The 23,966-nt window shown below is 67.7% G+C and carries 23 protein-coding genes; 12 read left to right on the top strand and 11 right to left on the bottom strand.

The annotated features are described in order from the left end of the window. The first annotated feature begins 169 nt into the window (after positions 1 to 169). The 5 genes from AB7V09_RS03565 to AB7V09_RS03545 are packed head-to-tail and all read left to right on the top strand — an operon-like array spanning position 170 to position 2,382. Complete coding sequence (locus AB7V09_RS03565; RefSeq protein WP_075413988.1) at positions 170 to 505, top strand: ArsR/SmtB family transcription factor; 336 nt, start codon at positions 170 to 172, stop codon at positions 503 to 505. Then, complete coding sequence (locus AB7V09_RS03560) at positions 498 to 932, top strand: SRPBCC family protein (RefSeq protein ID WP_075413989.1); 435 nt, start codon at positions 498 to 500, stop codon at positions 930 to 932. Before AB7V09_RS03565 ends, AB7V09_RS03560 begins: the two co-directional genes overlap by 8 nt. 21 nt (positions 933 to 953) lie before the next feature. Further along, positions 954 to 1,325, top strand: coding sequence for a TfoX/Sxy family protein (locus tag AB7V09_RS03555; RefSeq protein ID WP_075413990.1), 372 nt, complete (start codon positions 954 to 956; stop codon positions 1,323 to 1,325). Further along, on the top strand, positions 1,322 to 1,993 hold the full coding sequence (locus AB7V09_RS03550; protein ID WP_075413991.1) for a DUF2461 domain-containing protein: 672 nt from the start codon (positions 1,322 to 1,324) through the stop codon (positions 1,991 to 1,993). Before AB7V09_RS03555 ends, AB7V09_RS03550 begins: the two co-directional genes overlap by 4 nt. A gap of 8 nt (positions 1,994 to 2,001) precedes the next feature. Next, positions 2,002 to 2,382 carry a nuclear transport factor 2 family protein gene (locus AB7V09_RS03545; RefSeq protein ID WP_075413992.1) on the top strand — a complete coding sequence of 127 codons (381 nt, stop codon included), beginning with the start codon at positions 2,002 to 2,004 and terminating at the stop codon, positions 2,380 to 2,382. Positions 2,383 to 2,958: 576 nt separating this feature from the next. Here AB7V09_RS03545 and purQ read toward each other — a convergent pair. The 6 genes from purQ to purD all read right to left on the bottom strand — a co-directional run bounded on the left by purQ (position 2,959) and on the right by purD (position 9,144). Next, positions 2,959 to 3,681, bottom strand: coding sequence for a phosphoribosylformylglycinamidine synthase subunit PurQ (gene purQ, locus AB7V09_RS03540; RefSeq protein WP_010614350.1), 723 nt, complete (start codon positions 3,679 to 3,681; stop codon positions 2,959 to 2,961). A 3-nt stretch (positions 3,682 to 3,684) separates the two neighbouring features. Further along, complete coding sequence (gene purS / locus AB7V09_RS03535) at positions 3,685 to 3,939, bottom strand: phosphoribosylformylglycinamidine synthase subunit PurS (RefSeq protein WP_003787688.1); 255 nt, start codon at positions 3,937 to 3,939, stop codon at positions 3,685 to 3,687. An 87-nt stretch (positions 3,940 to 4,026) separates the two neighbouring features. Next, positions 4,027 to 5,772 carry a hypothetical protein gene (locus tag AB7V09_RS03530; RefSeq protein WP_075413993.1) on the bottom strand — a complete coding sequence of 582 codons (1,746 nt, stop codon included), beginning with the start codon at positions 5,770 to 5,772 and terminating at the stop codon, positions 4,027 to 4,029. Continuing rightward, a complete protein-coding gene (locus AB7V09_RS03525; RefSeq protein ID WP_075413994.1) occupies positions 5,769 to 6,458 on the bottom strand; it encodes a hypothetical protein in 690 nt (229 codons plus the stop codon). The genes AB7V09_RS03530 and AB7V09_RS03525 overlap by 4 nt, the downstream gene beginning before the upstream one ends. After that, positions 6,455 to 7,405 carry a phosphoribosylaminoimidazolesuccinocarboxamide synthase gene (locus AB7V09_RS03520; RefSeq protein WP_075413995.1) on the bottom strand — a complete coding sequence of 317 codons (951 nt, stop codon included), beginning with the start codon at positions 7,403 to 7,405 and terminating at the stop codon, positions 6,455 to 6,457. Before AB7V09_RS03520 ends, AB7V09_RS03525 begins: the two co-directional genes overlap by 4 nt. A 431-nt stretch (positions 7,406 to 7,836) precedes the next feature. After that, positions 7,837 to 9,144 carry a phosphoribosylamine--glycine ligase gene (gene purD / locus AB7V09_RS03515; RefSeq protein ID WP_419142940.1) on the bottom strand — a complete coding sequence of 436 codons (1,308 nt, stop codon included), beginning with the start codon at positions 9,142 to 9,144 and terminating at the stop codon, positions 7,837 to 7,839. A 211-nt stretch (positions 9,145 to 9,355) separates the two neighbouring features. On the opposite strand from purD, the gene AB7V09_RS03510 reads away from it, so the two are divergent. Beyond that, positions 9,356 to 10,705: a hypothetical protein gene (locus AB7V09_RS03510; RefSeq protein WP_419142939.1), complete on the top strand. Its 1,350-nt coding sequence runs from the start codon at positions 9,356 to 9,358 to the stop codon at positions 10,703 to 10,705. Between the two features lie 94 nt (positions 10,706 to 10,799). Next, positions 10,800 to 13,112 (top strand): hypothetical protein, encoded by a 2,313-nt coding sequence (locus AB7V09_RS03505; protein ID WP_419142938.1) that lies wholly within the window; start codon positions 10,800 to 10,802, stop codon positions 13,110 to 13,112. A gap of 139 nt (positions 13,113 to 13,251) precedes the next feature. Here the strand turns inward: AB7V09_RS03505 and AB7V09_RS03500 are convergent, their stop codons facing one another. The 3 genes from AB7V09_RS03500 to AB7V09_RS03490 all read right to left on the bottom strand — a co-directional run bounded on the left by AB7V09_RS03500 (position 13,252) and on the right by AB7V09_RS03490 (position 16,809). Next, positions 13,252 to 14,463, bottom strand: a complete 1,212-nt coding sequence (locus tag AB7V09_RS03500) for a hypothetical protein (protein WP_419142937.1) — start codon at positions 14,461 to 14,463, stop codon at positions 13,252 to 13,254. A gap of 597 nt (positions 14,464 to 15,060) precedes the next feature. Next, positions 15,061 to 15,843, bottom strand: coding sequence for a VOC family protein (locus tag AB7V09_RS03495; RefSeq protein ID WP_009406281.1), 783 nt, complete (start codon positions 15,841 to 15,843; stop codon positions 15,061 to 15,063). Between the two features lie 138 nt (positions 15,844 to 15,981). Beyond that, positions 15,982 to 16,809 carry a helix-turn-helix transcriptional regulator gene (locus tag AB7V09_RS03490; protein ID WP_043537693.1) on the bottom strand — a complete coding sequence of 276 codons (828 nt, stop codon included), beginning with the start codon at positions 16,807 to 16,809 and terminating at the stop codon, positions 15,982 to 15,984. Positions 16,810 to 17,019: 210 nt separating this feature from the next. Here AB7V09_RS03490 and AB7V09_RS03485 point away from each other — a divergent pair, with 210 nt between their 5' ends. The 3 genes from AB7V09_RS03485 to AB7V09_RS03475 all read left to right on the top strand — a co-directional run bounded on the left by AB7V09_RS03485 (position 17,020) and on the right by AB7V09_RS03475 (position 18,266). After that, the gene (locus AB7V09_RS03485; RefSeq protein WP_003787711.1) at positions 17,020 to 17,217 is read left to right on the top strand and encodes a type II toxin-antitoxin system VapB family antitoxin; all 198 of its coding nucleotides are present in this window, start codon (positions 17,020 to 17,022) and stop codon (positions 17,215 to 17,217) included. Then, the gene (locus AB7V09_RS03480) at positions 17,214 to 17,591 is read left to right on the top strand and encodes a type II toxin-antitoxin system VapC family toxin (RefSeq protein ID WP_419142936.1); all 378 of its coding nucleotides are present in this window, start codon (positions 17,214 to 17,216) and stop codon (positions 17,589 to 17,591) included. Before AB7V09_RS03485 ends, AB7V09_RS03480 begins: the two co-directional genes overlap by 4 nt. 81 nt (positions 17,592 to 17,672) lie before the next feature. Beyond that, positions 17,673 to 18,266: a hypothetical protein gene (locus tag AB7V09_RS03475; RefSeq protein WP_419142935.1), complete on the top strand. Its 594-nt coding sequence runs from the start codon at positions 17,673 to 17,675 to the stop codon at positions 18,264 to 18,266. On the opposite strand, the gene AB7V09_RS03470 is transcribed toward AB7V09_RS03475, so the two are convergent. Together AB7V09_RS03470 and AB7V09_RS03465 are read right to left on the bottom strand one after the other, a co-directional pair. Next, the gene (locus AB7V09_RS03470) at positions 18,254 to 19,378 is read right to left on the bottom strand and encodes a hypothetical protein (protein WP_419143056.1); all 1,125 of its coding nucleotides are present in this window, start codon (positions 19,376 to 19,378) and stop codon (positions 18,254 to 18,256) included. The genes AB7V09_RS03475 and AB7V09_RS03470 overlap by 13 nt on opposite strands. A gap of 483 nt (positions 19,379 to 19,861) precedes the next feature. Beyond that, complete coding sequence (locus AB7V09_RS03465; protein WP_009747636.1) at positions 19,862 to 21,709, bottom strand: phosphoenolpyruvate carboxykinase (GTP); 1,848 nt, start codon at positions 21,707 to 21,709, stop codon at positions 19,862 to 19,864. A 243-nt stretch (positions 21,710 to 21,952) separates the two neighbouring features. On the opposite strand from AB7V09_RS03465, the gene AB7V09_RS03460 reads away from it, so the two are divergent. Next, a complete protein-coding gene (locus AB7V09_RS03460; RefSeq protein ID WP_419142934.1) occupies positions 21,953 to 22,804 on the top strand; it encodes an LppM family (lipo)protein in 852 nt (283 codons plus the stop codon). Positions 22,805 to 22,852: 48 nt separating this feature from the next. Then, positions 22,853 to 23,896, top strand: a complete 1,044-nt coding sequence (locus tag AB7V09_RS03455) for an LppM family (lipo)protein (RefSeq protein WP_314158176.1) — start codon at positions 22,853 to 22,855, stop codon at positions 23,894 to 23,896. The last annotated feature ends 70 nt before the right edge of the window (positions 23,897 to 23,966 follow it).

The following is a 23,966-nucleotide window of genomic DNA, read 5'->3' as shown; positions in this document are numbered from 1 at the left end:
AGTCAGACGCCCTCACCCCGGCACTGGCAGCGACTTCCCCTGCCTGAACCCTTCCAGCTCCCGCACAGAGCCCGAAGGTCATGCTTCGACGCCACCTCCAACATACAAGCACCCATGAGTACAAACATTCATTTGTGTTAGTGTGGGGACGTCAACTGAGGAGGAGCGCGTGGGAGCAACAGAGGCGATCGACGTCGATATGACGCTGCGGGCGCTGGCCGACGGGAACCGTCGGGCGATCCTGCGCGTCATCCGCTCAGGGCCGCAGCCCGTCGGCGCTGTGGCACAAGCGGTCGGACTGTCGCAGCAGACCGCCTCGCATCACCTCCGGACTCTTCAGAAGGCGGGGCTGGCGACCGTCACCACCGATCACACGCGCCGCCTGTACGCACTCAACACGGACGGGCTCGCGGCGGTGCGCTCCTACCTCGACGACTTCTGGCCAGAGAGGCTAGCGGCCCTCAAGTCCGCCGTCGAGCAGCGAGAGGAAAAGCAGCATGGCTGAGTTCCGGGACTTCATCGAGATCGAGGCGCCCCCGCAGGCGGTGTTCGAGTACCTCACCACGAATGAGGGCATGACGGCGTGGATGGGGCAGTACGCCGATCTCGATCCGACGCCGGGCGGCCGATTCGCGGTCGACATCGCCGGCTACCCCGTGCGGGGTGAGTACCTCGTGGTCGAGCCCTTCCAGCGCGTGGTGGTCTCGTGGGGGTTCGCCGGCAGCGACGAGCTGCCCGCCGGCACATCTAGGGTCGAGTTCCTCCTGACTCCGATCACTGGTGGCACGCGTGTGGACCTGCGCCACCTCGACCTGCCGGAGTCCGAGGTCCGCGGGCACGCGCACGGCTGGGCCCACTTCATGCCCCGCCTCAAGGTTGCCGGTGCGGGCGGAGACGCCGGCCCGGACAACTGGCAGCCCTTGACCAACTGACCGCCAACAGGAGACGAAGCGATGGCAGCCATGACACCCAAGCAACACCACCTCGTTCAGCGCGTCCGCGCGCTGGTCGATGACAAACCGGATGTGCGCGAGGTCCCCATGTTCGGAGGCCGCGCGATCATGGTCAACGACAAGATGATCGTCAGCGCCGGGAAGACCGGGGACCTCCTGGTGCGCGTCGCCGCGGACCGCCACGAGACGCTCCTGGGCGAGCCGGGCGCCGAGCAGGCCCACATGGGCGCCGGGCGAGAGATGGGAGCCGGATGGATCACCGTCGCACCCGAGGCCATCGCCGACGACGACCGCCTCACCTTCTGGGTTGACGCCGCGATGCACCACAACCTTGCCGTCACTGGCGGGCAATCGGGAAGCGACGAATCATGAGCACCTTCCAAGGGCTACCGACAGCCCTTTTCGAGTTCTTCGCCGACCTGGCGCAGGACAACTCGAAGGACTTCTGGGACACCAACAAGCAACGTTGGCAGCGGGACGTGAAAGCCCCTATGAGTGCATTGGTTGACGAGCTCTCCGCAGAGTTCGGTCCTTTGCGCATGTTCCGCCCCAACCGTGACCTGCGTTTCGCCCGCGACAAGGCCCCTTACAAGCTCTGGACAGGCGCTACCAGCACCCCTCAGGCCACCGGCGGAATCGGCTACTACCTCAGTGTGTCGACCACCGGTATCACCACCGGCTACGGAGCCATGCGGATGACCGCCGACCAACTTCGCCGCTTCAGGGGCGCCATCGATGCCGACATCAGCGGAATCCGCTTCGAGGAGCTCACCCAAGAGCTCGCCGCACAGGGGCTGCCCGTCTCACCCGGCGCCGACCAGCCATTGAAAAACGCACCGCGAGGCTGGTCGACCGACCACCCCCGTATCAATTTCCTCAGATGGAAAGGGGCCGCAGTCGTTCAGGACTGGCCCACCGACGCTTGGATGCACACTCCCCAGGTGCACGAGAGGATTCGAGACACCTGGGCCGCTGTCGAGCCTCTCAGGGCATGGCTCGACGAGCACGTCACACAGCGACACCATGAACCACTTCATTGAGGAGCAACATGAGCACTGACAGCACGACCACGTCCGACCATGCCTTACGTGTCGCCACCGCCTATCACGAGGCATGGACCAGCGGCGACCTCGACAAGGCGATGAGCTTCATGACCGACGACGTCGTCGTGCACGCGCCGGGAAAAGAGATCAACGGCAAGGAGGAGTACCGGGCGTACCTCGGCGGGTTCATGGAGGTCATGGAAGGGTGCACGCCGCGCGCCGCCTTCGGTGACGACAGCACTGCTGTGCTCTACTACTTCCCCCACACCCCCTCAACCCGCTCCGCCCCAGTTGGAGAGTGCTTTCTCGTTGAGTCAGGGTTGATCAAGGAGAGCCATGTCGTTTTCGATCGACTGTCTTACGCCCCACCCACCGAGTCCCAGTAAACGTCTCATACACAGCAGGCGATTCGCACTCAGCGAGCGGGACTCACGCTTGCCGCACGCGCCTGCTCCTCGGAGCCGCCGACAGCCGCGCGTCGGCAAGCCGGCCCAGGGGACTTCATCACGTCGTGGCGGAGTTATCCACAGGTCGTGTCCACAGGCTTGTGCATGGCTGTGGGGGTTTGTGGGATGTCGCCATTCCACCTGTGCACAACACCCGCTCAGCACCACCCACCCCGGGCGAGCGCCCCCTGCGGCAGCGCCCCACGCAGGCCGCCACACACCTTGACACGACATCCCTGGACACCGAGTTTTGGCTGAAAATCCGGGACAATCATCCAATCAGTCGCACTCGCCCTCTCGATCATCCCGAGGCGGAGCCCCCGGAAGCAGCCGCAGCACATTCCTCATCTCCATGCAACTTGAGCACGGTCACGACCAGGTCCACCGAGCGAAGGTCCGCCCGATTCTCTCCACAGTTCTGCACAGGCTCGAAGCGGATCTGTGGATAACGTGACGGGGAATGACTCAGCACCCACCCCTGACAGCTGTCAGGAGTGGGTGCCGGATACGGGGTCGTCAGACGGCCAGCAGCGAGTCGATGGCGGAGCGGAAGACTCCCAGACCGTCGGTCCCGGTGCGCGGGCCGGCCTGCGAGCCGGGACCGAAACCGGGCTCCACGGCGTGCTCAGGGTGGGGCATGAGTCCGACGACGTTGCCGCGCTCGTTGCGCACACCGGCGATGTCGCGGGCCGAGCCGTTGGGGTTGCCCACGTAGCGGAAGACGACGAGGCCCTCCCCCTCGAGGCGGTCGAGCTCCTCGGGGGAGGCGATGAAGTTGCCCTCGCCGTTCTTCATGGGAACGACGATCTCTTCCCCCTCCGCGTACCGGTTGGTCCAGGCGGTCTGGGTGTTCTCCACGCGCAGGCGCTGCTCGACGCAGATGAAGCGCTGGTTCGCGTTGCGCAGGAGGGCGCCGGGCAGGAGGTGGGCCTCGGCGAGGATCTGGAAGCCGTTGCAGATGCCGAGGACCGGCATGCCGCGCTCGGCGGCGGCCACGACCTCCTCCATGACGGGGGCGAAGCGGGCGATGGCGCCGCAGCGCAGGTAGTCGCCGTAGGAGAAACCACCGGGCACGACGACGGCGTCGACCCCGCGCAGGTCGGCGTCCTTGTGCCACAGGCTCACCGGCTCGGCCCCGGCCAGGCGCACGGCGCGGGCGGCGTCGACGTCGTCGAGCGTCCCGGGGAAGGTGATGACGCCGATACGGGCGGCGGGGGAGCTGCTGAGCGACTCACTCACGGCTCAGGCCTCCTCGTCGGCGGCGACGGAGACGACGTCCTCGATGATCGGGTTGGACAGGAGGGTGTCGGCGGCCTCGCGGGCGGCGGCCAGGTGCTCCTCGGTGACGGGGCCGTCCACGGTCAGCTCGAAGCGACGGCCCTGCCGCACCCCGGTGAACTGCTCGAAGCCGAGGCGGGGAAGGCTTCCGACGACAGCCTTGCCCTGGGGGTCAAGAATCTCGGGCTTGGGCATGACCTCGACGACGATGCGTCCCATGGGTGCTCCTCGGATCAGGCGGGATGAGTGCGCAGCCCAAGACTACCCGTATGCAGCCCGGGACACTGCCTGCCGTCTCGACGTGGCTCAGACCTGGCCGAGCCACTCGCCTGCCAGCCGAATCGCCACGACTCCACCCAGGGTGAGGGCGGCCGTGGCGATGAGCCAGGCGGAGCCCAGGATGAGGGCGACGACGGCGCAGACCACGGCGCTGGCGAGCATGAACCCGCCCACGGCGCCGGCGACACCGGCGGGGGCGTGGAGGGACTGGTCGACGGTGGAGGTGCCCATGACCGGCGTAGGGCCGGAGTCCACGGTGGGGGACGTCTCGTCGCCGCGCTCGGAGGTGCCCGGAAGGAGCGGTCCGCGAGCTCGGGCCACCAGCCGGGCGGGGTCGTGGACCTTGACCGACCCGGTGGTCAGGCCGGCGGCGGCGTCGAGCACACCGGGCTTCCAACGCTCGGCCTCACGGCGTACGGGGGTGCCTCCGGCCCAGGCGAGGTACCCGGCAGCGGCCACCAGCCCGGCACCGCCGAGGACCGCGACGAGCCACGGCGGGATCCACGGGTGACCGGCCTCGGCGTTGCGGGCCAGGTTCATGGCCGAGGCGGTGGCCAGGACCAGGCCGAGCAGGGCGAAGGCCACGCCGGCCAGGCGCTGGCGGCGCACGGCCGCCGGCCATGGGGAGCGGGTTCGGGCAGCGGCGCTCTTGGCGCTTCCGCGCCCCACGCCCCAGTCGGTGCCCGAGGAGGAGCGGCGGGGTCCGCGTCCCTTGGCGGGGCCGCGCCCCACCCCCCAGTCAGTGCCTCCCTGGGCTTTGATCTCGTCGGTGTCCAGGGCGTTGGTGGCCGCCTCCCAGGCGCTGGACTCGGCCAGGATGCCGGCGTCCTCCTCGGCCTCGGGCTGGGCCGCCGGGCTCGCGGGCGCGGCGGGGGCGGTAGTGGCCGTGGTGGCGACACTGGGGCGCGTCTGGTAGCCGCGGCCGCGGGCGGAGGGGGCTGCTGAGGCACTGGGGGCCGAGGCTGCCGGTGCCGCGGGTGCAGGTGCCGGTGCGGCCGGCGCCGCGGTCGCCGACGGCGCAGCCGCCACAGAGGCCGCGGATGCAGCGGATGCCGTGGACGCACCGCTGGGCACGGCCTCGGGCTTGCCCTGGGAGATGGTGAAGACGCGGGTGGTGGTGCCTCCCGTCTGGGGCGCGCCGCCGGGCCCGTCGACGGCGGTGGGTCGCACGACGGGTCGCGGTGAGCGGCTCTCGGCGCCGGCCGCAGTCCGCTGCTGGGGGGCCGGGGAGCCGGGGGCGCTGGCGGCACTGCCGGCGCGGGCAAGGAGCGGGTCCGGGGCGGCCGTCGGGGCGGTCTCGCCATGGTCCCCGGGGGTGTTGGAGGGCCCGCCGACGACGTGCGGGGTGGTCGGGGTGGCGGGCGAGCCGGCGGACAGGGCAGAGCCGGCCCAGCCGGCGGGCTCGTCGGGCACATCGGCCAGGTCGATGGCGATGGCGGCGTCGACGGCGTCAGCGGTTCCTGAGGCGATGGCCTGGGCCGCGGCTGAGCGCAGGTCCTCCTCCGTCATGACTGCCGCGCCGCCCGCATCATGGGCACCGGCGGAACCGTCGGCCGAGCCGGCGGCGGAGGCCGCGGAGACGCCCGAGGCGGACGAAGAGGCCGAGGCGGACGAGCCGGTGGGGGCCGGGTTGTTGCCGGAGCGGACGACCTCCAGCAGCCCGTTGCCGCCGGGCCGGGCGGAGGCGCTCTTCGGTCGTGGGGTCCGCTTGGGCATGATGCCCCAGTTGACGGGCCCCTGCTCGTTGTCGGGACGTCGGTCGCGGGGGGTCATGAGATCACCTGTCCCAGGATGGAGGCGAGCCCCAGGGCCACAAGCACGAAGCCGGTGGCGCCGAGCAGGAGCTGGCCGACACGGATGAGGGTCTCGCCGGTGGAGGTCCCGGCCAGGCGCTCGTCGGCCGCGCGCCCGAGCGACGTCGCGGCCAGTGCGGTGGTGACGGGGCCGGAGACCACGTCGAGGGTGGTCAGCTCACGCCGGCCGGTGGACTCAGGCACGAGCACTTTGGTTCCCGGCACGGTGAGCGTTGCCAGATCGGTGCCGGGCAGGGTTGCACCGTCGGTTCCCGAGCCCCGCTGGGAGGACTGGGAGCCCTTGGCACCCTTGCCGCGGGCGCCCTTGGCACTGCCTCCCTTGTTGGAGGACTCGCCGCCCTGCCGGGCCCGGGCCGCGCGGACCCGGTTGCGTTCCAGACGCAGGCGGGGGGCATTGACCACCAGGGAGCGGGCGGAGAGCCTCAAGGAGGCGAGCATGCCCAGCCCCACGAGGACCAGGGCGATACCACCCAGGACGCGGGAGGTCTCGGTGGCCCCGAGGGCGGAGGTGATGGCGGCCGACAGCGCCAGCACGATCGTCAGGACGATGAGGCAGACCAGGACGTAGAAGCCCGGCCCCGGTTTGAAGGCGCGGGTGGCGCTCCCGGTATCGGGGAGGTCCGAGGTGGATGAGGTCGTGGTCATGACAGCTCCAGGGGGTGGCCGGTCAGCCGCTCGTAGGCCTCGAGGTAGCGGGTGCGGGTCCGTTCGACGACGTCGTCGGGCAGGGCCGGAGGCTCCTGGTCGCCGTCCCGGTCCCAGCCGGAGGCCGGGGAGGTGAGCCAGTCGCGCACGTACTGCTTGTCGAAGGAGGGGGTGACCCGGCCGGGCTCCCAGGCGTCGGCGGGCCAGAAGCGGGAGGAGTCGGGGGTGAGGACCTCGTCGCCCAGAACCAGGTCGCCGTCGGCGTCGGTGCCGAGCTCGAACTTGGTGTCGGCCAGGATGATGCCGCGGTCCCGGGCGATCTCGGCGGCCCGGGAGTAGAGGGCCAGAGTGGTCTCGCGCAGGGCGGTGGCGGCGCTGTCCCCCACCATCTGGACGACGCGCTCGAAGGTGACGTTCTCGTCGTGCTCCCCGAGTTCGGCCTTGGCGGCGGGGGTGAAGATCGGCTCGGGCAGGCGGGAGGCCTCGGTCAGGCCCTCGGACAGGGCGACGCCGCACACGGAGCGGCCCTGCCGGTACTCGACCAGGCCGGAGCCGGTGAGGTAGCCGCGGGCCACGCACTCCACCGGGTACATCTCCAGTCGCCGACAGATCATGGCGCGTCCGGCGACCTGGGCGGGAACCTCGAGGGAGACGAGGTGGTTCGGGACGACGTCGGCGAGCTGCTCGAACCACCAGGCGCTCAGGGCGGTGAGGACCTTGCCCTTGTCCGGGATCGGGGTCGCCAGGATGTGGTCGTAGGCGCTGATGCGGTCCGAGGCGACCACGAGGAGCACATCCTGTCCACCCCACGGGCCGTCGGAGGTGGGAGCGTAGACGTCCCGGACCTTGCCGCTGGAGCGGTGCTCCCACCCGGGGACGGCGGGAGGCAGGGAGCCGGCTGCTGAAGCACTGGGACCGACTGAGGCGGAACTCGCGGACTGAGTCATGCCCCCATCCTGCCATCGGCGGGCACCCCGTGTCCGGTCCCGGGCCGCAGCGGCGCCCGCAGGGTTCACCCTTGGAGGATCACCCAAATGCCGCGCCATTGCACGCATTCATCCGGGTCGGGTCGTCGACGGGAGTCGGGGAGCGACCGGAGTAAATCCCACCGACGGGATGGGAACGGCTCTCACCTCCCACCCGTTGCGGCCGGCCGGACAAGGGGCTGACGTGGGCCAACACCGGCGCCGGAACCCACCCTCCCCATCCGGCGAGGGGGCACGGGCCTCCCTCAGGAAACAGCGGCGCAGTGTGCGTTTGGTCTCGGAAGAAGTGCGTGCGTCACACGCACCGCCTCCCGCGGCCGGGGCTGACGGCGCGGTCCTCCTCGGTTCAGCGCAGGGCGAGCCGCGCGCCATGTTCGCAACGGCGAGGAGCTCTACTCGGCCCCGTCGGCACTGGCAGCGCTGCCGACACTGCTGACGCTGCCTTCACTGGCCGCCTGGGCGATATCGGTGCGGTACTGGGCGCCCTCAAGGTTGATGCGCTCGACGGCCTCGTAGGCGCGTTCCCGCGCCGCCTCGAGGGTCGCTCCCAGGGCGACGACGGACAGGACCCGCCCACCGACGGCGACCAGCTCCCCGCGCTCGGTGGTGCCGGTGCCGGCGTGCAGCACGTGGACGTCGTCGAGCTCCTCGGCGGCCTCGATCCCGGTGATGGTGCCGCCGGTGGTGACGGTTCCGGGGTAGCCGGGGGCGGCGATGACGACGTCGACGGCACTCTGCTCGGACCAGGTGGGCTCGGGGGCCTCGGCGAGGCAACCGGTGGCGGCGGCGTGGAGCAGCTCGGGCAGGGAGGAGGTCAGGCGGGCCAGGACGGCCTGGGTCTCAGGGTCGCCGAAGCGCACGTTGAACTCGACCACGCGCAGACCACGGCTGGTCAGGGCCAGGCCGCAGTAGAGCAGGCCGATGAAGCTGGTGCCGCGGCGGGCCATCTCGTCGACGACGGGCTGGGCGACCTCGCGCACCACCTGCTCGGTGAGGTCCGCCGGAGCCCAGGACAGGGGCGAGTAGGCGCCCATGCCGCCGGTGTTGGGGCCGGCGTCGTCGTTGAGGAGGCGCTTGAAGTCCTGGGCGGGGGCCAGGGGGCGGACGGTGGCGCCGTCGCACACGCAGAACACGGAGGCCTCGGGGCCGTCGAGGTAGTCCTCGACGACGACGCGACCGCTGCCGCGAGTCAGGCAGGCGTGGCCGTGGGCCAGGGCGACGGGACGCTCGTCGGTGACGACGACACCCTTGCCGGCGGCCAGGCCGTCCTCCTTGACGACGTAGGGGGCCCCGAAGCGGTCCAGGGCGGCGCACAGCTCGGCCTCGGTGGTGCACACGGCGGCCTCAGCGGTGGGGACGCCCGCGGCGGTCATGATCTCCTTGGCGAAGGCCTTCGAGCCCTCCAGGCGGGCGGCCTCGGCACCGGGGCCGAAGCAGGGGATCCCGGCGTCGCGCACGGCGTCGGCGACACCGGCGACCAGGGGCGCCTCGGGGCCGACGACGACGAGATCCGCCTTCATCTGCGTGGCCAGGGCCACGACCTCCTCGGGGACGCTGGGGTCGATGTTGAGGTTCGTGGCGATGGCCGCGGTGCCGGGGTTTCCGGGGGCGACGATGAGCTCGGAGGTCTGCGGATCACGGGCGAGGGCGCGGGCCAGGGCGTGCTCGCGCGCGCCGGAGCCGAGGAGCAGGATCTTCACGGCGACAGCCTAGATGATGGAGGCCGCATGAGGCCCGGAATCGCGGGCCCCGCGCGCCCCGGGACGGGCACACGCCCCTGCGTACCGGGAGAGCCTCGGTTCACCGGCCCCGGGCGTCCGCCCCCGGTGAGCAGGCCGAGTAAGCAAAATCCGCACAACGGCGAATTACTCTGGGGGACGACGACTGGAGGCGAGGCGGACGGAGAACCTGGTGAACAACGACGTGAACCCCGAGGTGGAGATGTTCAACCGCGTGGCCGCGCTCATGGGCACCACCCTGACCGAGGCGGACGTCCACCGGTTCCTGCTCGAGGCGGCGGAGTTCCTGGGTGAGGGCTCCTTGTCCATGTACGGTCCCAATGTCTTCTTCCGCTGGCAGCTCGGGGAACGAGTCATTGAGATCGAGCCGGGCTATCGCCCGTGGGGCGAGGAGTACTCCGTGACCGTGGACTCCTACAACCGCGGGTTCCCCATCGACACCCAGGAGCGCCTGATCTACAAGTACGGCGACGCCGACCTGTACCCCTACCTGTGGAGGGTGGACCTGGGCGACGAGGTGACCGACTGGTGGGGGCCCGGCGAGGCCTACATCGTCAACTGGGAGCTGTTCGAGGAGACCACGGCGAAGACCCTCGGTGGCCTGCCCAACGACATGGCCCTCATGCCTCCGCAGTGGCGCCGTCCCTTCACTCTTCGCTGGGACATGGGCGCCTCCGGGCTGGGGCTGGTCTCCTTCACCGGCACGGTCGACGGCCTCATGGTCACCGCCGAGACCACCGGGGACCAGGTCCTCATCCCGCGCGACCTCCTCAGGAGCGAGGGGGGCCAGATCAATATTCGCGACGTCGTCGCCGGCCTGGCCGGAGGGCGCCCTCTCATCGACATTCGCTTCGCCGGCTCCGAGGGCTTCGGCGACTACGGCGTCTTCGCCGCCAGCCCCAGCGGGGACGAGAATGAGATCGATAAGGACGCTATCGAGTTCCTTCTGGAGGACCGGGGAACGGACTCGCCCGGGCCCGCAATGACGATGGACGAGCTTCGTAGGTTGGCCGCCTCCACCCCCGCTCCCACCGGTCCCGACCGGCCTCCGGTGGACTGGCAGGTCATCCCGATGCGGATCGGACTGTCCATCCCCCGGGTCCTCTCCGTCGTCGAGCAGGTCCTCAGTGGAGCAGCCGTCGAGAGCGTGCTCAGGGGAGTCGGCGGACGCCCCGATATCCGGTGGGACGAGCCCATCCTGCGCGGAGACGGCTGGGTCGCGGAGCGGTCGCGGTTCTCCGGCACCTGGTGCATCGAGGTGGTCACTCAATCCGAACGGGAAACGGAGGAGCGGCTGTGCTTCGACCGGCGCCACGTCGCCGACTACGCCTGGCGGATCACCCAGGCACTGGAGCAGCGTTACGGCTTCCCCTACGGGTTGCGCGCCACGAATGACGGGTTCTTCATGCGTCTGTTCCAGGTCGGGGACCAGGGCATCATGGTGTCGGGCGGCTTCAGCTCGGTGGAGGTGGAGATCGACTCCCTGAAGACGCTCCTGGAGAACTCCTACGGACGTTTCTGAGGCAGCCAGCCGCCTCCGGCTCCCCCGCCTCCGCTAGGCTCAAGCCGGATCCGGGGCGTGGAGGCTTCGGGCAGCAAGGCATCAGGAGGCTCGGGTGGAAGTCGATCAGTCCCCTGCGAGGAAGCCGCTCAGTACAGCAGACGGAACAGCGGCCGATCCTGCCCCTGGCGCTGAGGCCACTGTGGAGCTCAACGCGGTGACGATCCGCCGGCTCGGGGCCGTCTATGTCCCGCCCGCCTCTGGCGGGCCGGCGACGTCGTGCTCCGCCTCGCCGCAGGGTGAGGTGCCCGCGCCACCGTCCAGCGCCGATCCGGGCATCGAGACGGCCCTGACCACGCTGCGCGCCCTGGGCTACCGGCTCTCCGACCCGGCCCGGAAGGCCCTCGCCCACCCCGAGCAGGCCTGGGCGCTGGTCAATGCCGCCGCCCGCCTCACCTCCGGCTCCCCGGCCGCCGAGTACCGGCCCTTCTACCCAGACTTCCCCATCCAGGTCCGCACCGCCTCCGAGGCCACGCTGCTGGTCAACGCCGCCCTGCACTACCTGGGCGACGTCGTCGGGGTCCGGGTCCTGCCGGACTACCGGCCCAGCCCCCGCGAGCCCCTGCCGGGAGACGACGGCGCCCTGACCGAGCTGGGCCTGGCCACGGCGCAGGACCTGGAGCGGATCGTGGCCGACCTCATCGCCCAGGCGACCCCCTTCAGCGCCCAGGACCGCGCAGACCTGACGGCCCTGCGCGACTTCGGCCCCGAGGCGGCGCCGCACGTGGCGGTCAAGGAGAACCTCGCCGTCCTCACCGTCACCTTCCCCGACCTGGACTTCTCCGCCTCCTACCGCACCGTCACCGATGTGCTGCGCCTGGCGGTCGCCCTGGCGGGCGGCGACGTCTCCCTGGCCGAACCGTGCCGGTTCCCCTCCTTCTCCCGTGCGCAGCGGCGCCGGTTGCTGGGTCTGCTCGACGCCGTCGGGCAGGCCCAGGACAGCCGGGACTCGGCCGAGGAGATGGCTCGGCGCTGCGAGCGGTGGAAGCGGCTGGCCCGCCACCTGCGCCCCGGCGACTACGCGCGTCGCTTCCCGCGCGCCACCAAGCTGCTGCACCAGGTCGCCTCCGGGGACGCCGAAGCGGGTTTCACCTCACGCTTGGAGGAGGCCCTGGCGCGCCGCGACGTCGATGGCGCTCTTAGCCTGTTGTCCGCCCGCCCCGGGGTCTTCGCTCGCCGTCTCAACCATCTGCTGCGACTGTGCGCCGATGAGGCCGCCCGCGAGCGCGTGGTCGCCGAGTTCGCCCGGGTCGCACCCGAGGTCGCCCTGCCGGTTCTGGTGCGCCTGTGGGAGTACTTCGCCTCCCCCGGGCCGGACGCCCTGCCGTGGCGGGTGGTTGCCATCAAGGCGGCCACGGGCACCAAGACGACGCTCATCCCCTCCACCCGCCGACCAGGCCCGGCCGACGTGGCGGTGGTTCGCGCCGTCGAGGAAGCCCTACGGCAGCGGAAGCGCCTGGGGCGGATCGCCGTCGACCAGGGGATGTACGAGGGCTACACGACTCCGGTGGGACTGCGCTCGGCCTCACCGGGCATGCGCACGGCCGGGCGCGGCACCCGTCTGCCCCTGCCCGAGGGCGAGACGATCCGCTTCTTCTTGCACTGGCGCGACCTGCCCGAGACCCCTCCCGAGGCCTCAGGGCCTGCCGGACCTGCTGCAGCCGAGGACAGGGATACCCGGGTGGACCTGGACCTGTCGGCCTTCTTCGTCTCGGAGGACTTCACGCGCACCGAGCAGATCGCCTACTACAACCTGCGCTCGACGGCGGCCGTGCACTCCGGGGACCTCACCTCGGCGCCCGACGGGGCGGCCGAGTTCATCGACGTCACCCTGGCTGAGGCGCTGCGGCAGGGGTGGCGCTACGTCGTCATGACGGTCCACTCCTTCTCCCACCACCGGCTCAGCGAGGTGCCCGAGTGCTGGGCGGGGGCGATGGCCCGCGGCGCGGACCCGCAGAGCGGCGAGGTCTTCGAGGCCTCCACCGCCATGCAGCGCCTCGACCTGGTCTCTCCCACGTTCAACGCGACGCCCTTCGTCATCGACCTCGCTGAGCGCCGCCTCATCTGGTGGGACCTGCCCGTGGGGGTGGGCGAGCACCAGGTGGCGAACCTGGATCGCAGCAGCAACCGGGTCCTGGCGCACCTGCTCGACCTGCTGGAGGGGCGGCGCATGCCGCTGGCGCACCTGCTGGGGCTCCTGGCCGACGACGTCGTCGAGGACCCTGATGAGGCCCAGGTGGTCTTTGGTGAGGGCGGAATCCTGCCGTGGCAGACCGAGCGGATCCTGGCGCTGCTGGGCCCCGCGGAGGCCGCGGTGGAGAGGCACTCCGACGTGGATGGGGGCGAAGCGGGCCGGCAGGCGGAGTAACGTGGGCCGTGTCCGGCCATGAGGGTGCTTCCTTCTGCTCTTTCACAGCATCTCCAGCGCCCTCGCTCTCCGGACGCATTCGGGCGGGACCACCAGGGGCCCCGCCCGACTCAGCATCTTCCTCTTGCTCACCACGCCATCACTTGGAAACAAAGGGCAACAGGACCGATTTTTTAACGGTCTTAGCGATGCCTTTATTTTTTTCCTTTGCCAGTTTAACAAAGTATCGCTCTATCACTTCCCGCTCATCGCCAGAACAATTACCCCCAGCTCGACACTGAAACTTTAAGTCATAAACCCAGATCGACCCCAGAATGGATTCAAGGCAGGCAAATCTACCCCATAAAGAATGAGTGCCCAACGCAACCACTGAGAGCAGAACAGCCAAGAAGATGGTCGCCATTACAGCACAAGCAAAGCCTAGATTTCTCACGAAAGAAGAATTTGTTGCAGCCACAATGGCCGCGACTTCCATCAAGAACCCTTGCATAAGCACAAGAGGGAACGACAAACGGAACAGACTGGCAGGAATACCCCCGCCCCTCCAATGCCAGTACCCAGCCCCGATTGACAACAGCATTGCAAGCACCACCAAACAACCTGCAACAAACTGTCGACGCAACCCCAAGTGAGCACCAGAAAAGTATTTCTCCATAAAAGCCGAAACCATTAAAACTAAAGCCAAAGAAAGTAGTGCGACAACAACTCTCCATCGCGTCACCTTGGACACCAAAGAGAGTTTTCCACCCTTAACCTCCTCCTTGGCTTTTTTCAGACCTACTGGCCAATTTTCAGCAATATAAAACAATCGAGCAAGCGACCTCCAGTAGTCATCAACCACAGCAACCCCCGTCGCAGGCACCATGTTTAAAACCGCAGACGACACAGCATGAACACCCCATGCGACCACCAGAAGCAACACGCCACCAGCGCTTACATTATGGAGGACGCAAACAGCAACCCCAAGGACGATAATACTTGAGATACCGATTAGACCGAACGAGGTCGCAAAATAACGACTCTCCAGGGATGACACGCGCCTCATTTCACCCAACCATCGCTTACCCAATTTCTGTGGGGTCGCACGCCAACGTCCAGGCTGAAACTGCGTTATAGCGACAACCAATGCCGACACTCCGAGTTGAGCACTAAACAGCGTAGAGAGCAACGCAGACCCAGATCCTGAAACTTGCTTAGCGAGGGAGAGTAAACGACTCCAAGAGTCGCCCATAGGCATCAGCACCATCGCTATAGCCGCCGCAAGGAACACAGGAAGAACAGCACTCAACACCCACGCACCAACACCAGGGAGTCTACTGTTTTTAGAGTCGCCATTCAGCCAATACTTCATGGAAGTATTTTTGCAGGTACCACACCGAGAGTCAAGAAACACCCTCAAGTATCACACAGGCTGCCTGACAGTGCCGAAGTGATTTTCTTCTAAATGAAGAGTCCACTAACTGGCGCATCGAATTATGATACACGTTACATACGTAGATTTCGCTAGTCTGACTAGAAGTGTCAGCCGAGCGAGATGGACTCACCGAGCGATTCTCCCCCGCATGATCGAGTCCTGGATCTCTGCGGCAGACTCGGACATCACTGACCCCATCCACCTCCTGCGTTGGCTCCCCGATGGTCCTGGTCAATGCCTGCTCGGGCGCGTCTATCCTCCTGGGACGCCTACTCCACAAGGGTGGGGACGCACTGGCCAAAGGATGTGCGTGCTGCATGGGCACCCTCACCTCGTGGAGCACACCCGAACCCCACCCAGCTAGTGCCCCCCTCGGGTAGTACGCACTAGACGCCATCAGAACGGCTACGAGCGACCGAACCAGTCCCACCGGCAGGGAGAGTAACGTCCCTCGCACCCACCCTCACCCCACCGAATTCTTGAGATGTCATGACATTTGAAACTTATACAAGTCACGTGACAACACAGCGAGGATCAGAAGGTGGTGAGCAGGAAGCGCGCACCGTGCGGGTCCGCCACCTCCACCATGCGCCCGAACGTGAAGTCGAAGGGCTCGACGATGACAGTTCCTCTCAGCTCGCACACGCGCTGGGCGGCGGCGTCGGCGTCCTCAACCCCGAAGTAGATGCGCCAGTGCGAAGGGATTTCCTCTCGCCCGAAGTAGCCGGCCCGACCAACGCCGCACACAGATCTGCCCCCGACGACGCTTGTGTAGAAGTCCTGTTCCTGGTCGGCGATCGTCAGCCGGCGGGTGGGCCACCCGGCGACCTCCCGGTAGAAGCGCTCGGCCGGCTCCAGGTCACTGGCCAGGACGTCGAACCACACCGGCATCCCGGCCTGGTAGGGGTAGGGCCCCTCGCAGTCCTCGTCCTGCAGGAGTCCGACGACGTTGCCGTCGAGGTCTGCGGCGAGGGCGTAGGCCATGGTCTCCGTGACGCCAGTGGGCTCCACAACGACGCTCCCGCCGCTCATCTCAGCGCCTGCGGCTGCGGTGCGGACGTCGTCGACCAGGAAGCTCACCCTCCAGCCAGGGTCCCCGGGCGCCGCGTCAGCAGGCTCGAAGGAGCCAATGAGCCGGCCTCCGTGATGCACCTCGGTGGTCAGCGGCTCGCCCGGTTCGGCGCGGGTGATCTCCCAGCCGAGAAGGTCCCGGTAGAACGCGGCCGAGGCATCGATGTCCGGGGTGTACAGCTCGATCCAGCAGGGAAAGCCGGCAAGGCGCTCGGTAGGCAGGGCATTGGCGGTGGCGTCGGTCATCGGTGGCTCCTTTGCGTATCCAGCTGCATGTCGGGGGACATCTTGACGTTCCATGACGGTAGACCGACCGGCACACAGCGGACGACTCCGATCCTGCTCTCTTGAGCGACGCCCTTTTCAGGCCATCTCAGACGACCGTCAGACCACCATCGCCGCCAGCGCCACGAGGACCGCCGGGTCCCATGGGAGAGCGGCGCGCACCGGCAGGGTGATGGGGCCGGGGACGGGCTCCACTGGAACATGCAGCCGCGCAACGAGGGGGCTTGTGGGGGCCAGCTGTTCGTGGACGTCGGCGCCGTCGGGAAAGATGGTGGCAAGAATCCAGGGAGAGCCCGGGACTATGGGCAGCTCCACCTCGTCGATGTGTCGGCGCAGTGTGCCGCTGGTCGGCAGCCCGCTGGGGACGGGACGGGGAAAGGTGCCGACCCACTGATAGGGGGCCGGCCCGAGCGCGCGACGCTTCTCCTCGGGGACATCAAGGCGGATGCGGATTCTTCCAGCCGACGGGACCAGGAGGCTCACGGCCGGTTGGGTGCGCTCGGCGACCCGGTCGGCGATGCGACGCAGAGAACCGGGTGGGGTTCCGACGTCGCGCAGGAAACGGCGGCTGAAGGTACCCACTGAGCTGTAGCCGACTTCGTGGCAGGTCTCGACCACGCCCAGTCGGTGGGTGATGAGGAGGTGCTTGGCCTCCTGCAGTCTCCAAGCAGCCAGGTAGTCCATGGGCGAGGTGCCGACGACGGACGTGAAGACCCGGGTGAGATGGGAGGGACTGTAGGCGAGGTGCTCGGAGAGGTCCCCGACGGTGACACGTTCACGGAAACGGGTGCGCAGGTACCGGGTGGCACTTAACGCCAGGTCAGCGGCGGGCGCGTCAAGAGGTGGACCCGTCTGTACGTCGTCGACGGCCGGAACCGAGCAGGCCGATCCTGGCGACATGAGCCCGTCAGGTGGGTGCTGGCACATGAACAGCACGTTACACAGCGGTGACCTCCAGAACGAGGGCCCATCTCTTCCTATTCATCTCCAACCCACTGTCCGGCATCGTCGCCGGCCCGAAGTGGCTGCCCGCTCCGTCGAGCGAGATCGGTCAGCTCATGACCGATCACTGGTCATCACATGGCAGATGCACTAGAATCTGCATCATCTGGTGATGATTCTGGTGTAGGAGGTATCGTGCGAACCACCGTGACACTCAGTGACGACCTCATTGCCAACGCTCAGGAGCTCACAGGCATCACTGAGCGCACCGAGCTGCTGCGGGCCGGCCTGGAGACCCTGGTCAGAGTGGAGAGCGCGCGTCGCCTTGCAGCCCTCGGCGGCTCTGATCGGACGGCGAGCGCCGCTCCACGACGTCGGAGCGCCAGCCAGTGATCCTTGTCGACACCTCGGTATGGATCGATCACTTCCACCACTCGGACCCAGTACTCGTCAGCCTGCTGCACGAGGACGAGATTGGAGCCCATCCACTCGTGGCGGAGGAGCTGGCGATGGGATCACTCAGGTCCAGAGATGACGTCCTCAAGCACTTAGCGCACCTCCGCCAGTTCCCAGTCCTCTTACATGACGAGCTACTGACTCTGGTCGCAGCTCATGCACTGTGGGGCCGGGGACTCAGCCCAGTCGATGCACACCTGCTCGGCTCCGTCATGCTGGTCCCCGGCGCCCGCCTGTGGACGCGCGACAAGCGATTGCTCCGCGCTGCCGAAGAGCGCGGAGTCTCCTTCACCGAAAGAACCGCCTGCTGAGGACCTGAAACGGGCCGGATCACCGAATACCTGGCTTGCTACGCTACAACGGCAGTCGAAGTACGCTCAGAAAACGGACCGATGTCAGCTCCCCAGAATCAGCCCCCGTACCAGCCCTCGTATCAGGCCGTGCCTCCCTACGGGCACCAGCGCCCCCGCCGGAACCACGTCGGAAAGCTGGTCGTGGCGATCATCCTGTTCGTCATCGGCCCATTGATGGGACTGGCCATCTGGGGCATCGGGTCGGTCATCACCGTCGCCAGCATCGCCACCAGTGGTGACGTCGTCACCAACGGTCAGCAGGTCAGCCTGAGCAACAATGACGAACGCGCTCTGTACGTATCGAGAACCGCCACCGCCAACAACTGCACCGTTGTGGACCCTGACGGCAAGGAGGTCCGCACCTCCCCCAACGGCGGGATGAACATCTCCAACAACGACGGCGAGTTCAGTTCGGTTCTCACGTTCAAAGCCGACAAGTCGGGAGGCTACCGGGTCTCATGTGAGGGTCTGGATGGCACTGACGCGATCCTCGTGGGCCCCACCATCACGTTCAGCAAGTTCGCGGTGCCCCTCGTCGCCGGCCTGGCCGCAGGGGCGATCTGCTGGATCCTTGCCACCATCCTGCTGATCTGGCGCCACCGGGCCCTGGCCACCCAGAATCAGGCAGGCTGACCCCGGTGAGGAACCGCTAAACCGATCCCGCGTTCGAGGGTCTCGCGCTCCTCCTGCATGCCGGCATTCCCAAGGGGGACATAACGGCCGGTCTCCCGGGTCGCGCCATGGGCGACCCCCCAGAGCCAGATCGCCTCACACCTGGCGACCAGCTGTTCCTGCCTGCGCTGAAAGCTCCCCCACGTGACACCGGCGCCATCCAGGGCCAGGTGCTTCCCGTTGCCATAGACGACGAAGATCCGGTCCCCCGCAACGAACAATCCGGAGCGGGACTCCGGCCAGACGCACGAGCGTCTTCCTACGCGAATCCCCTGCTCGTCCACGACGACCCGCTGGAAGCACTCGTAGATCTTGTAGAGCGGATACGCCATGGTCACCGGTCCGAGCAGAAGACAGAACACCGCGAAAGCGATATCCGAACCGCTGAGCGGCTTCGTCTCGAAGAACAGCTGCTGACCACCGATCACCAGGAACAGCACCCCCATGCCGATGAGGAAAAGCCCGCCGTTGCACAGGTGCTCCTTGACTCTGCGCCAGAGCGGGGTGCAGAACACCAGACGACTGCGCTGCAGCATCTTCTCCGCCCCGTGCCGGCCCCGGGCCGCCACAAGATGAGGGTCCTCGCTGACAGCGGCCTCCTCCGAGACACCCCATCCCCGCGCGTAGATGTAGTACTGCAAGTCCCCCACAGCCACAGCGGCGCGGTTCTCAGAGCTCCCCCATGTCATCCCGATGACGCATCCGGGAAGCCGAATGGCATCATCGCCGTCGCCGTTCTCGATGGCGATCCGAGTCCGCTCAATGAATCCGCCGTACGACGACGGCCCGTCAGTCAGGTTGAGCGTCGACAGCGTGAACCTCGAGCCCACCGACTCCCAGGGGCGCCGCTCGGTGAACAGCAGGCGGCGCATGGCGATGCCGTCCCGGCTCAGCACCGTCCGACGCCGCAGGGTATTGATCGCCCAGACCACCGGAATGCCGAACATGATCGCCCAGATCATGGCGTCATTGGCTTCATACTCGGTGATGTAGGGGCTCATCAGCAGCAGCGCGTTGTAGACCACGCCGGGCACCCCCACCGCGAGCGCCAGCAGCGCACAGCAGCGGATCATCACTGAGCGCCGTAGGAGCAGGCGCCCATCAGACGTCTCCGTGGCCCACCACCGCATCGACGTCCCGAGCGTCTCGTCGAACAGGTCCCCCCGACCGCCACCGAGGTCGTTGTCCTGCCATTTCATGCTCCGCACCTTCCACGCCGCTGCAGATCGCCGGCACGATGGGAGAGCAATCCACGCGCCCACCATCGGCCCTTCGTCACTGTAGTAGCGGCCGCGGCGCCGATTCGCGTTCTCCGATGGGCACCGTTCACCATCCCGTCTACGACGTCGTCCCACGTGGACGCGCCACACGGTTCGAGGCCTGTGCCCGGCGCTCAGCTCTCGAGCCTGAGGGTGCGTCCTCGACACCGACACGGCACGCAGCAGCCTCCGAGCCGGCAATGGGGTCCGCAACAGCGACAACGAGCGGGGGCTCCGACCGGCGAACCGGTCGGAGCCCCCGTCTCAGTCCTCCTCAGGGAAGGACCTCAGCTGAGATCAGGCCTTCTTGGCCTCATCGATGCGCGCACGGAACTTGGCGAGCTGCTCCTTGATGGCCTCAGGCAGCTTGTCACCGAACTGCTTGTAGTACTCCTCGGTGTCGTCCATCTCGGCGGCCCAGGCCTCGGGGTCGATGTCGTACATCTTGGCCCACTCCTCCTCGCCCAGGTCGAGGCCCTCGAGGTTGAAGTCCTCGAACTTGGGGTAGCGGCCGGTGACGCCGTCGACGGCCTCAACCTCACCGGAGGCACGGCGCACGATCCAGTCGAGCACGCGGGAGTTGTCGCCGTAGCCGGGCCAGATGAACTTGCCGTTCTCGTCCTTGCGGAACCAGTTGACCTGGTAGACCTTGGGGAACTTGTCGCCCAGCTTCTCCTGCATCTCCAGCCAGTGGGACCAGTAGTCGGCCATGTGGTAGCCGCAGAAGGGCAGCATGGCCATGGGGTCGTGGCGCAGGGAGCCGACCTTGGCGTCCAGGGCGGCGGCGGTGACCTCAGAGGCCACGGCGGAGCCGATGAACACGCCGTGGGCGTTCTCGTACTGCTCGGCGACCAGCGGCACGTTGGTGGCGCGGCGACCGCCGAAGAGGATGGCGTCGATGGCCACGCCCTCGGGGGCCTCCCAGTCGGGGCAGATGATCGGGCACTGCGAGGCCGGGGTGGTGAAGCGGCTGTTGGGGTGAGCGGCCTTCTTGCCCTCGGCGGCGTCGGCCGGGGTGAAGTCGTTGCCCTGCCAGTCGATGAGGTGCTCCGGCATCGGGGCGTCGATGCCCTCCCACCACACGTCACCGTCGTCGGTCAGGGCGACGTTGGTGAAGATGGTGTTGGCCTTCATGGTGTCCATGGCCATGGGGTTGGTGTCGTAAGAGGTGCCGGGGGCGACACCGAAGAAGCCGGCCTCGGGGTTGATGGCGCGCAGGCGGCCGTCGGGGCCGGGGCGCATCCAGGCGATGTCGTCACCGACGGTCTCGACCTTGTAGCCCGGGATGGTGGGCTGGAGCATGGCGAGGTTGGTCTTGCCGCAGGCGCTCGGGAAGGCGGCGGTGACGTGGTACTGCTTGCCGCTCTTCTCGTCGGTCAGACGCAGGATGAGCATGTGCTCGGCCATCCAGCCGTCGCGGCGGGCCATGGTCGATGCGATGCGCAGTGCGTAGCACTTCTTGCCCAGCAGGGCGTTGCCGCCGTAGCCGGAGCCGAAGGACCAGATCTCGTTGGTCTCCGGGAAGTGGGTGATGTACTTCTCGTCGTTGCAGGGCCAGGTGGTGTCCTTCTCGTGCTCGGCCAGCGGGGCGCCGACGGAGTGGACGGCCGGGACCCAGGGGCGGCCCTCAGCGATGAGGTCCATGGCGGCCGCACCCATGCGGGTCATGATCCGCATGTTGACCACCACGTAGGGGGAGTCGGTCAGCTCGATGCCGAGCTGGGAGATGGGGCCGCCCAGGGGACCCATGGAGAAGGGGATCACGTAGAGGGTCCGGCCGCGCATGGCGCCGTCGAACTTCTCGTGGAGGATCTTCTTCATCTCGGCCGGGTCGTACCAGTTGTTGGTCGGGCCGGCGTCCTCCTCCTTCTCGGAGCAAATGAAGGTTCTGGACTCCACACGGGCGACGTCGCTGGGCAGGGAGCGCGCGAGGAAGGAGTTGGGGCGCTTGTCGGGGTTGAGGCGCGTGAACACGCCGGACTCCACCATCTCGGTGGTGAGGCGGTCCCACTCCTCCTGTGAACCGTCCGCGAAGTAGACGTTCTCGGGCTTGGCCAGCTCGGCGATGCGTGTGACGAATTCGATGACATCCTCAGGGGCGTTAGCCGGCGCGGCAGCGCGGACGTCCTTCTCAGACACAGTCATGCGAGTCCCTTCCTTGGGTATGTTGATCCGGTGAGCGCGCCGTTGCCGACTCGCTCGGTCGAGAGCAATCCTCCCCCACCTGGCGCCCCAGGTCACATCGCCGAAGGTCCCAACTGGGCCTCTCTGCCCGGCCGGACCGGCATGTGATCGGCCACATTCGGGAGGATGGCGGCTTTTGCCGCCTTTGAAACGGCGTCGTTCCGCCCTCAGTGAAGGTCCAGTGCGAGCGTGTAGCGTGCCCGCATGTCCGTCGCGCCGTCCTCCGCGTCCAGTCCCACGAGCCCCGTCTCGCGTCCCCTGTCCCGCCCGCCGGCGCTCCGGGCGCTTCGACCGGCCGTCGCGGCGACCACCGCCTGCCTGGCGCTGTCGGCCTGCACCGCCCACATGGACATGACCATCCGCTCTCAGGGCAGCTACGACGTCGCCCTGGAGATGCGCGATACCAGCGGCACCGTCTTCCCGAAGGGAAAGGCCCCCGACTGCTCGACCTACTCCGACCCCACCGCCCTGGGCGTGCCCGAGGGCACCACGGTCAAGGCCACCCCGATCACCGGCGACGACGGAATCGGCTGCCAGGTCAGCATCAGCGGGGTCAAGGTCCCCCAGGCCTCACAGGCCGAGCCGAACACGATCGTCGTGCGCGACGGCGAGGTCTACAAGGTGACGATCCAGCCCTTCCCCTCCGACCCCTCCCAGGACGCCAACGGGGCCGCAGGTGCGCAGGGCAGCGCATCTCAGGCCCCCGCCGCGCCGTCGGGCGACTCGGGTGGCCCAGGCGGAGCCCAGCCGAGCAGCACGTCCTTCAAGGGCCTGGTCGACACCAAGGTCTCCGTCACCTTTCCCGGCGCGGTGACGCAGTCCGGCGGGGGGAAGGTCTCGGGCACCACGGTCACCTGGGACGACCCGGACACGGTGGCCAAGGGCGTGAGCGCCTCGGGCTACGCCCAGGACTCGCGGGGGGTGTCATGGTGGACTCGTTCCCGCATCTGGCTGACCGCGGGGCTGGCCCTGCTCGGCGGCGTCCTGACAGTGGCCGTCCTACGACGGCGCAGCAGCGGACGCGCACCCCGCAAGGCGGCGCCGGGGCGACACTGAGCACTCCGACTATTCCACGTTGTCACAGCACCGATTTAGACTCGACACATGAATCATGACTCCCGCACTGTCAGGCGACGAGTGGCCGTGGCGGTACTGACGGGCCTCGCACTGCTGCTGGCCGGATGCGGGGCTCACTACGACTTCGTCATCCATGACAACGAGACCGCCGACCTGTCCTACGTCATGTGGGACTCGTCGGGGCTGTCGCTCATCAGCAGGGAGAGCTGCACCCAGGCGAAGCTCGAGAAGTCCACCCCCCTGCCCAAGGGAGTCAAGGCGAACTACACCTTCACGTCCCACAACGGCCAGCCGGCGTGCCAGGTCACAGCCAAGTCGGTTCCCCTCAAGAACCTGCAGACCGACATCTGGACGATCAAGCACCAGGGCGGGAAGTACGTCTTCGACCTGTCCCCCGAGGCACTGAGCAAGCTCGGCAAGGACGACTCCCTGCCCACCTCCCCGGGCACCTCGGGAGGAATGAAGATCTCAGTATCCGTGACCTTTCCCGAAGAGGTGACGAAGTCCAACGGGAGGAATGACGACAACAAGGTCACCTGGGACAACGTGATGGAGAGCTCTGAGGCTCTCCACGCCGAGGGCGGGGACGGCACGTTCCATCTGCAGTGGTGGATGATCGCGACGGCCGTCGCCGTCGTCCTCCTCATCGTTGTCGGCGTCGTGGTGTATCTCCTCAAGACTCGTCGGGCCAATCAGCTGGCTCCAGCACCGCCCTACGGCCAGGTCTATGGTCAAGCCTTTCAGGGGGCCGAGGCGACCAGCACCATGCCTCCGGAGGTCTATACCGGCGGCCCGTACCAGTCTCCCCCTAGCCCCCTGCCGCCGATGCCGGGATCGACCCACCCCTATCCCGTCACCAACCTTCGCGACGGCTACGCCCCCTACGTCGACTCGGGCCAGGACACCAGCGTTCTCCCTCCACCTCAGTCCCCTGGAGGCGCCGGCGTCTTCAGCACCTATGGCGCCCAGCAGTGGGGACCCCAGTCGCCCGGACCGGGATACACGCAGATGCCCTACCAGGAGGGGCACGGTCACACCGACTTCCAGCCCCCGTCTCAGCAGCCCCAGTGACGGTCTGCCCGGAGCGGGGAACGATACCCATGACGATCCGGTTACAACCTGGCATCTGACCCGCTACTGT

The sequence above is a fragment of the Actinomyces sp. SKVG-SVH-4(1) genome (assembly GCF_048514265.1).
Lineage (GTDB): Bacteria > Actinomycetota > Actinomycetes > Actinomycetales > Actinomycetaceae > Actinomyces > Actinomyces oris.
Note: the sequence above shows the minus strand (reverse complement) of the source record. Positions and strands in the feature narration are given on the sequence as shown.

Excerpts from the sequence above, each read along its gene's own strand:
- AB7V09_RS03560 (WP_075413989.1), top strand. The coding sequence starts at position 498 with ATGGCTGAGTTCCGGGACTTCATCGAGATCGAGGCGCCCCCGCAGGCG.
- AB7V09_RS03555 (WP_075413990.1), top strand. The coding sequence starts at position 954 with ATGGCAGCCATGACACCCAAGCAACACCACCTCGTTCAGCGCGTCCGC.
- AB7V09_RS03550 (WP_075413991.1), top strand. The coding sequence starts at position 1,322 with ATGAGCACCTTCCAAGGGCTACCGACAGCCCTTTTCGAGTTCTTCGCC.
- AB7V09_RS03545 (WP_075413992.1), top strand. The coding sequence starts at position 2,002 with ATGAGCACTGACAGCACGACCACGTCCGACCATGCCTTACGTGTCGCC.
- purS (WP_003787688.1), bottom strand. The coding sequence starts at position 3,939 with ATGGGACGCATCGTCGTCGAGGTCATGCCCAAGCCCGAGATTCTTGAC.
- AB7V09_RS03530 (WP_075413993.1), bottom strand. The coding sequence starts at position 5,772 with ATGACCCCCCGCGACCGACGTCCCGACAACGAGCAGGGGCCCGTCAAC.
- AB7V09_RS03525 (WP_075413994.1), bottom strand. The coding sequence starts at position 6,458 with ATGACCACGACCTCATCCACCTCGGACCTCCCCGATACCGGGAGCGCC.
- AB7V09_RS03520 (WP_075413995.1), bottom strand. The coding sequence starts at position 7,405 with ATGACTCAGTCCGCGAGTTCCGCCTCAGTCGGTCCCAGTGCTTCAGCA.
- AB7V09_RS03500 (WP_419142937.1), bottom strand. The coding sequence starts at position 14,463 with ATGAAGTATTGGCTGAATGGCGACTCTAAAAACAGTAGACTCCCTGGT.
- AB7V09_RS03495 (WP_009406281.1), bottom strand. The coding sequence starts at position 15,843 with ATGACCGACGCCACCGCCAATGCCCTGCCTACCGAGCGCCTTGCCGGC.
- AB7V09_RS03490 (WP_043537693.1), bottom strand. The coding sequence starts at position 16,809 with ATGTGCCAGCACCCACCTGACGGGCTCATGTCGCCAGGATCGGCCTGC.
- AB7V09_RS03475 (WP_419142935.1), top strand. The coding sequence starts at position 17,673 with ATGTCAGCTCCCCAGAATCAGCCCCCGTACCAGCCCTCGTATCAGGCC.
- AB7V09_RS03470 (WP_419143056.1), bottom strand. The coding sequence starts at position 19,378 with ATGATCCGCTGCTGTGCGCTGCTGGCGCTCGCGGTGGGGGTGCCCGGC.
- AB7V09_RS03465 (WP_009747636.1), bottom strand. The coding sequence starts at position 21,709 with ATGACTGTGTCTGAGAAGGACGTCCGCGCTGCCGCGCCGGCTAACGCC.
- AB7V09_RS03460 (WP_419142934.1), top strand. The coding sequence starts at position 21,953 with ATGTCCGTCGCGCCGTCCTCCGCGTCCAGTCCCACGAGCCCCGTCTCG.
- AB7V09_RS03455 (WP_314158176.1), top strand. The coding sequence starts at position 22,853 with ATGAATCATGACTCCCGCACTGTCAGGCGACGAGTGGCCGTGGCGGTA.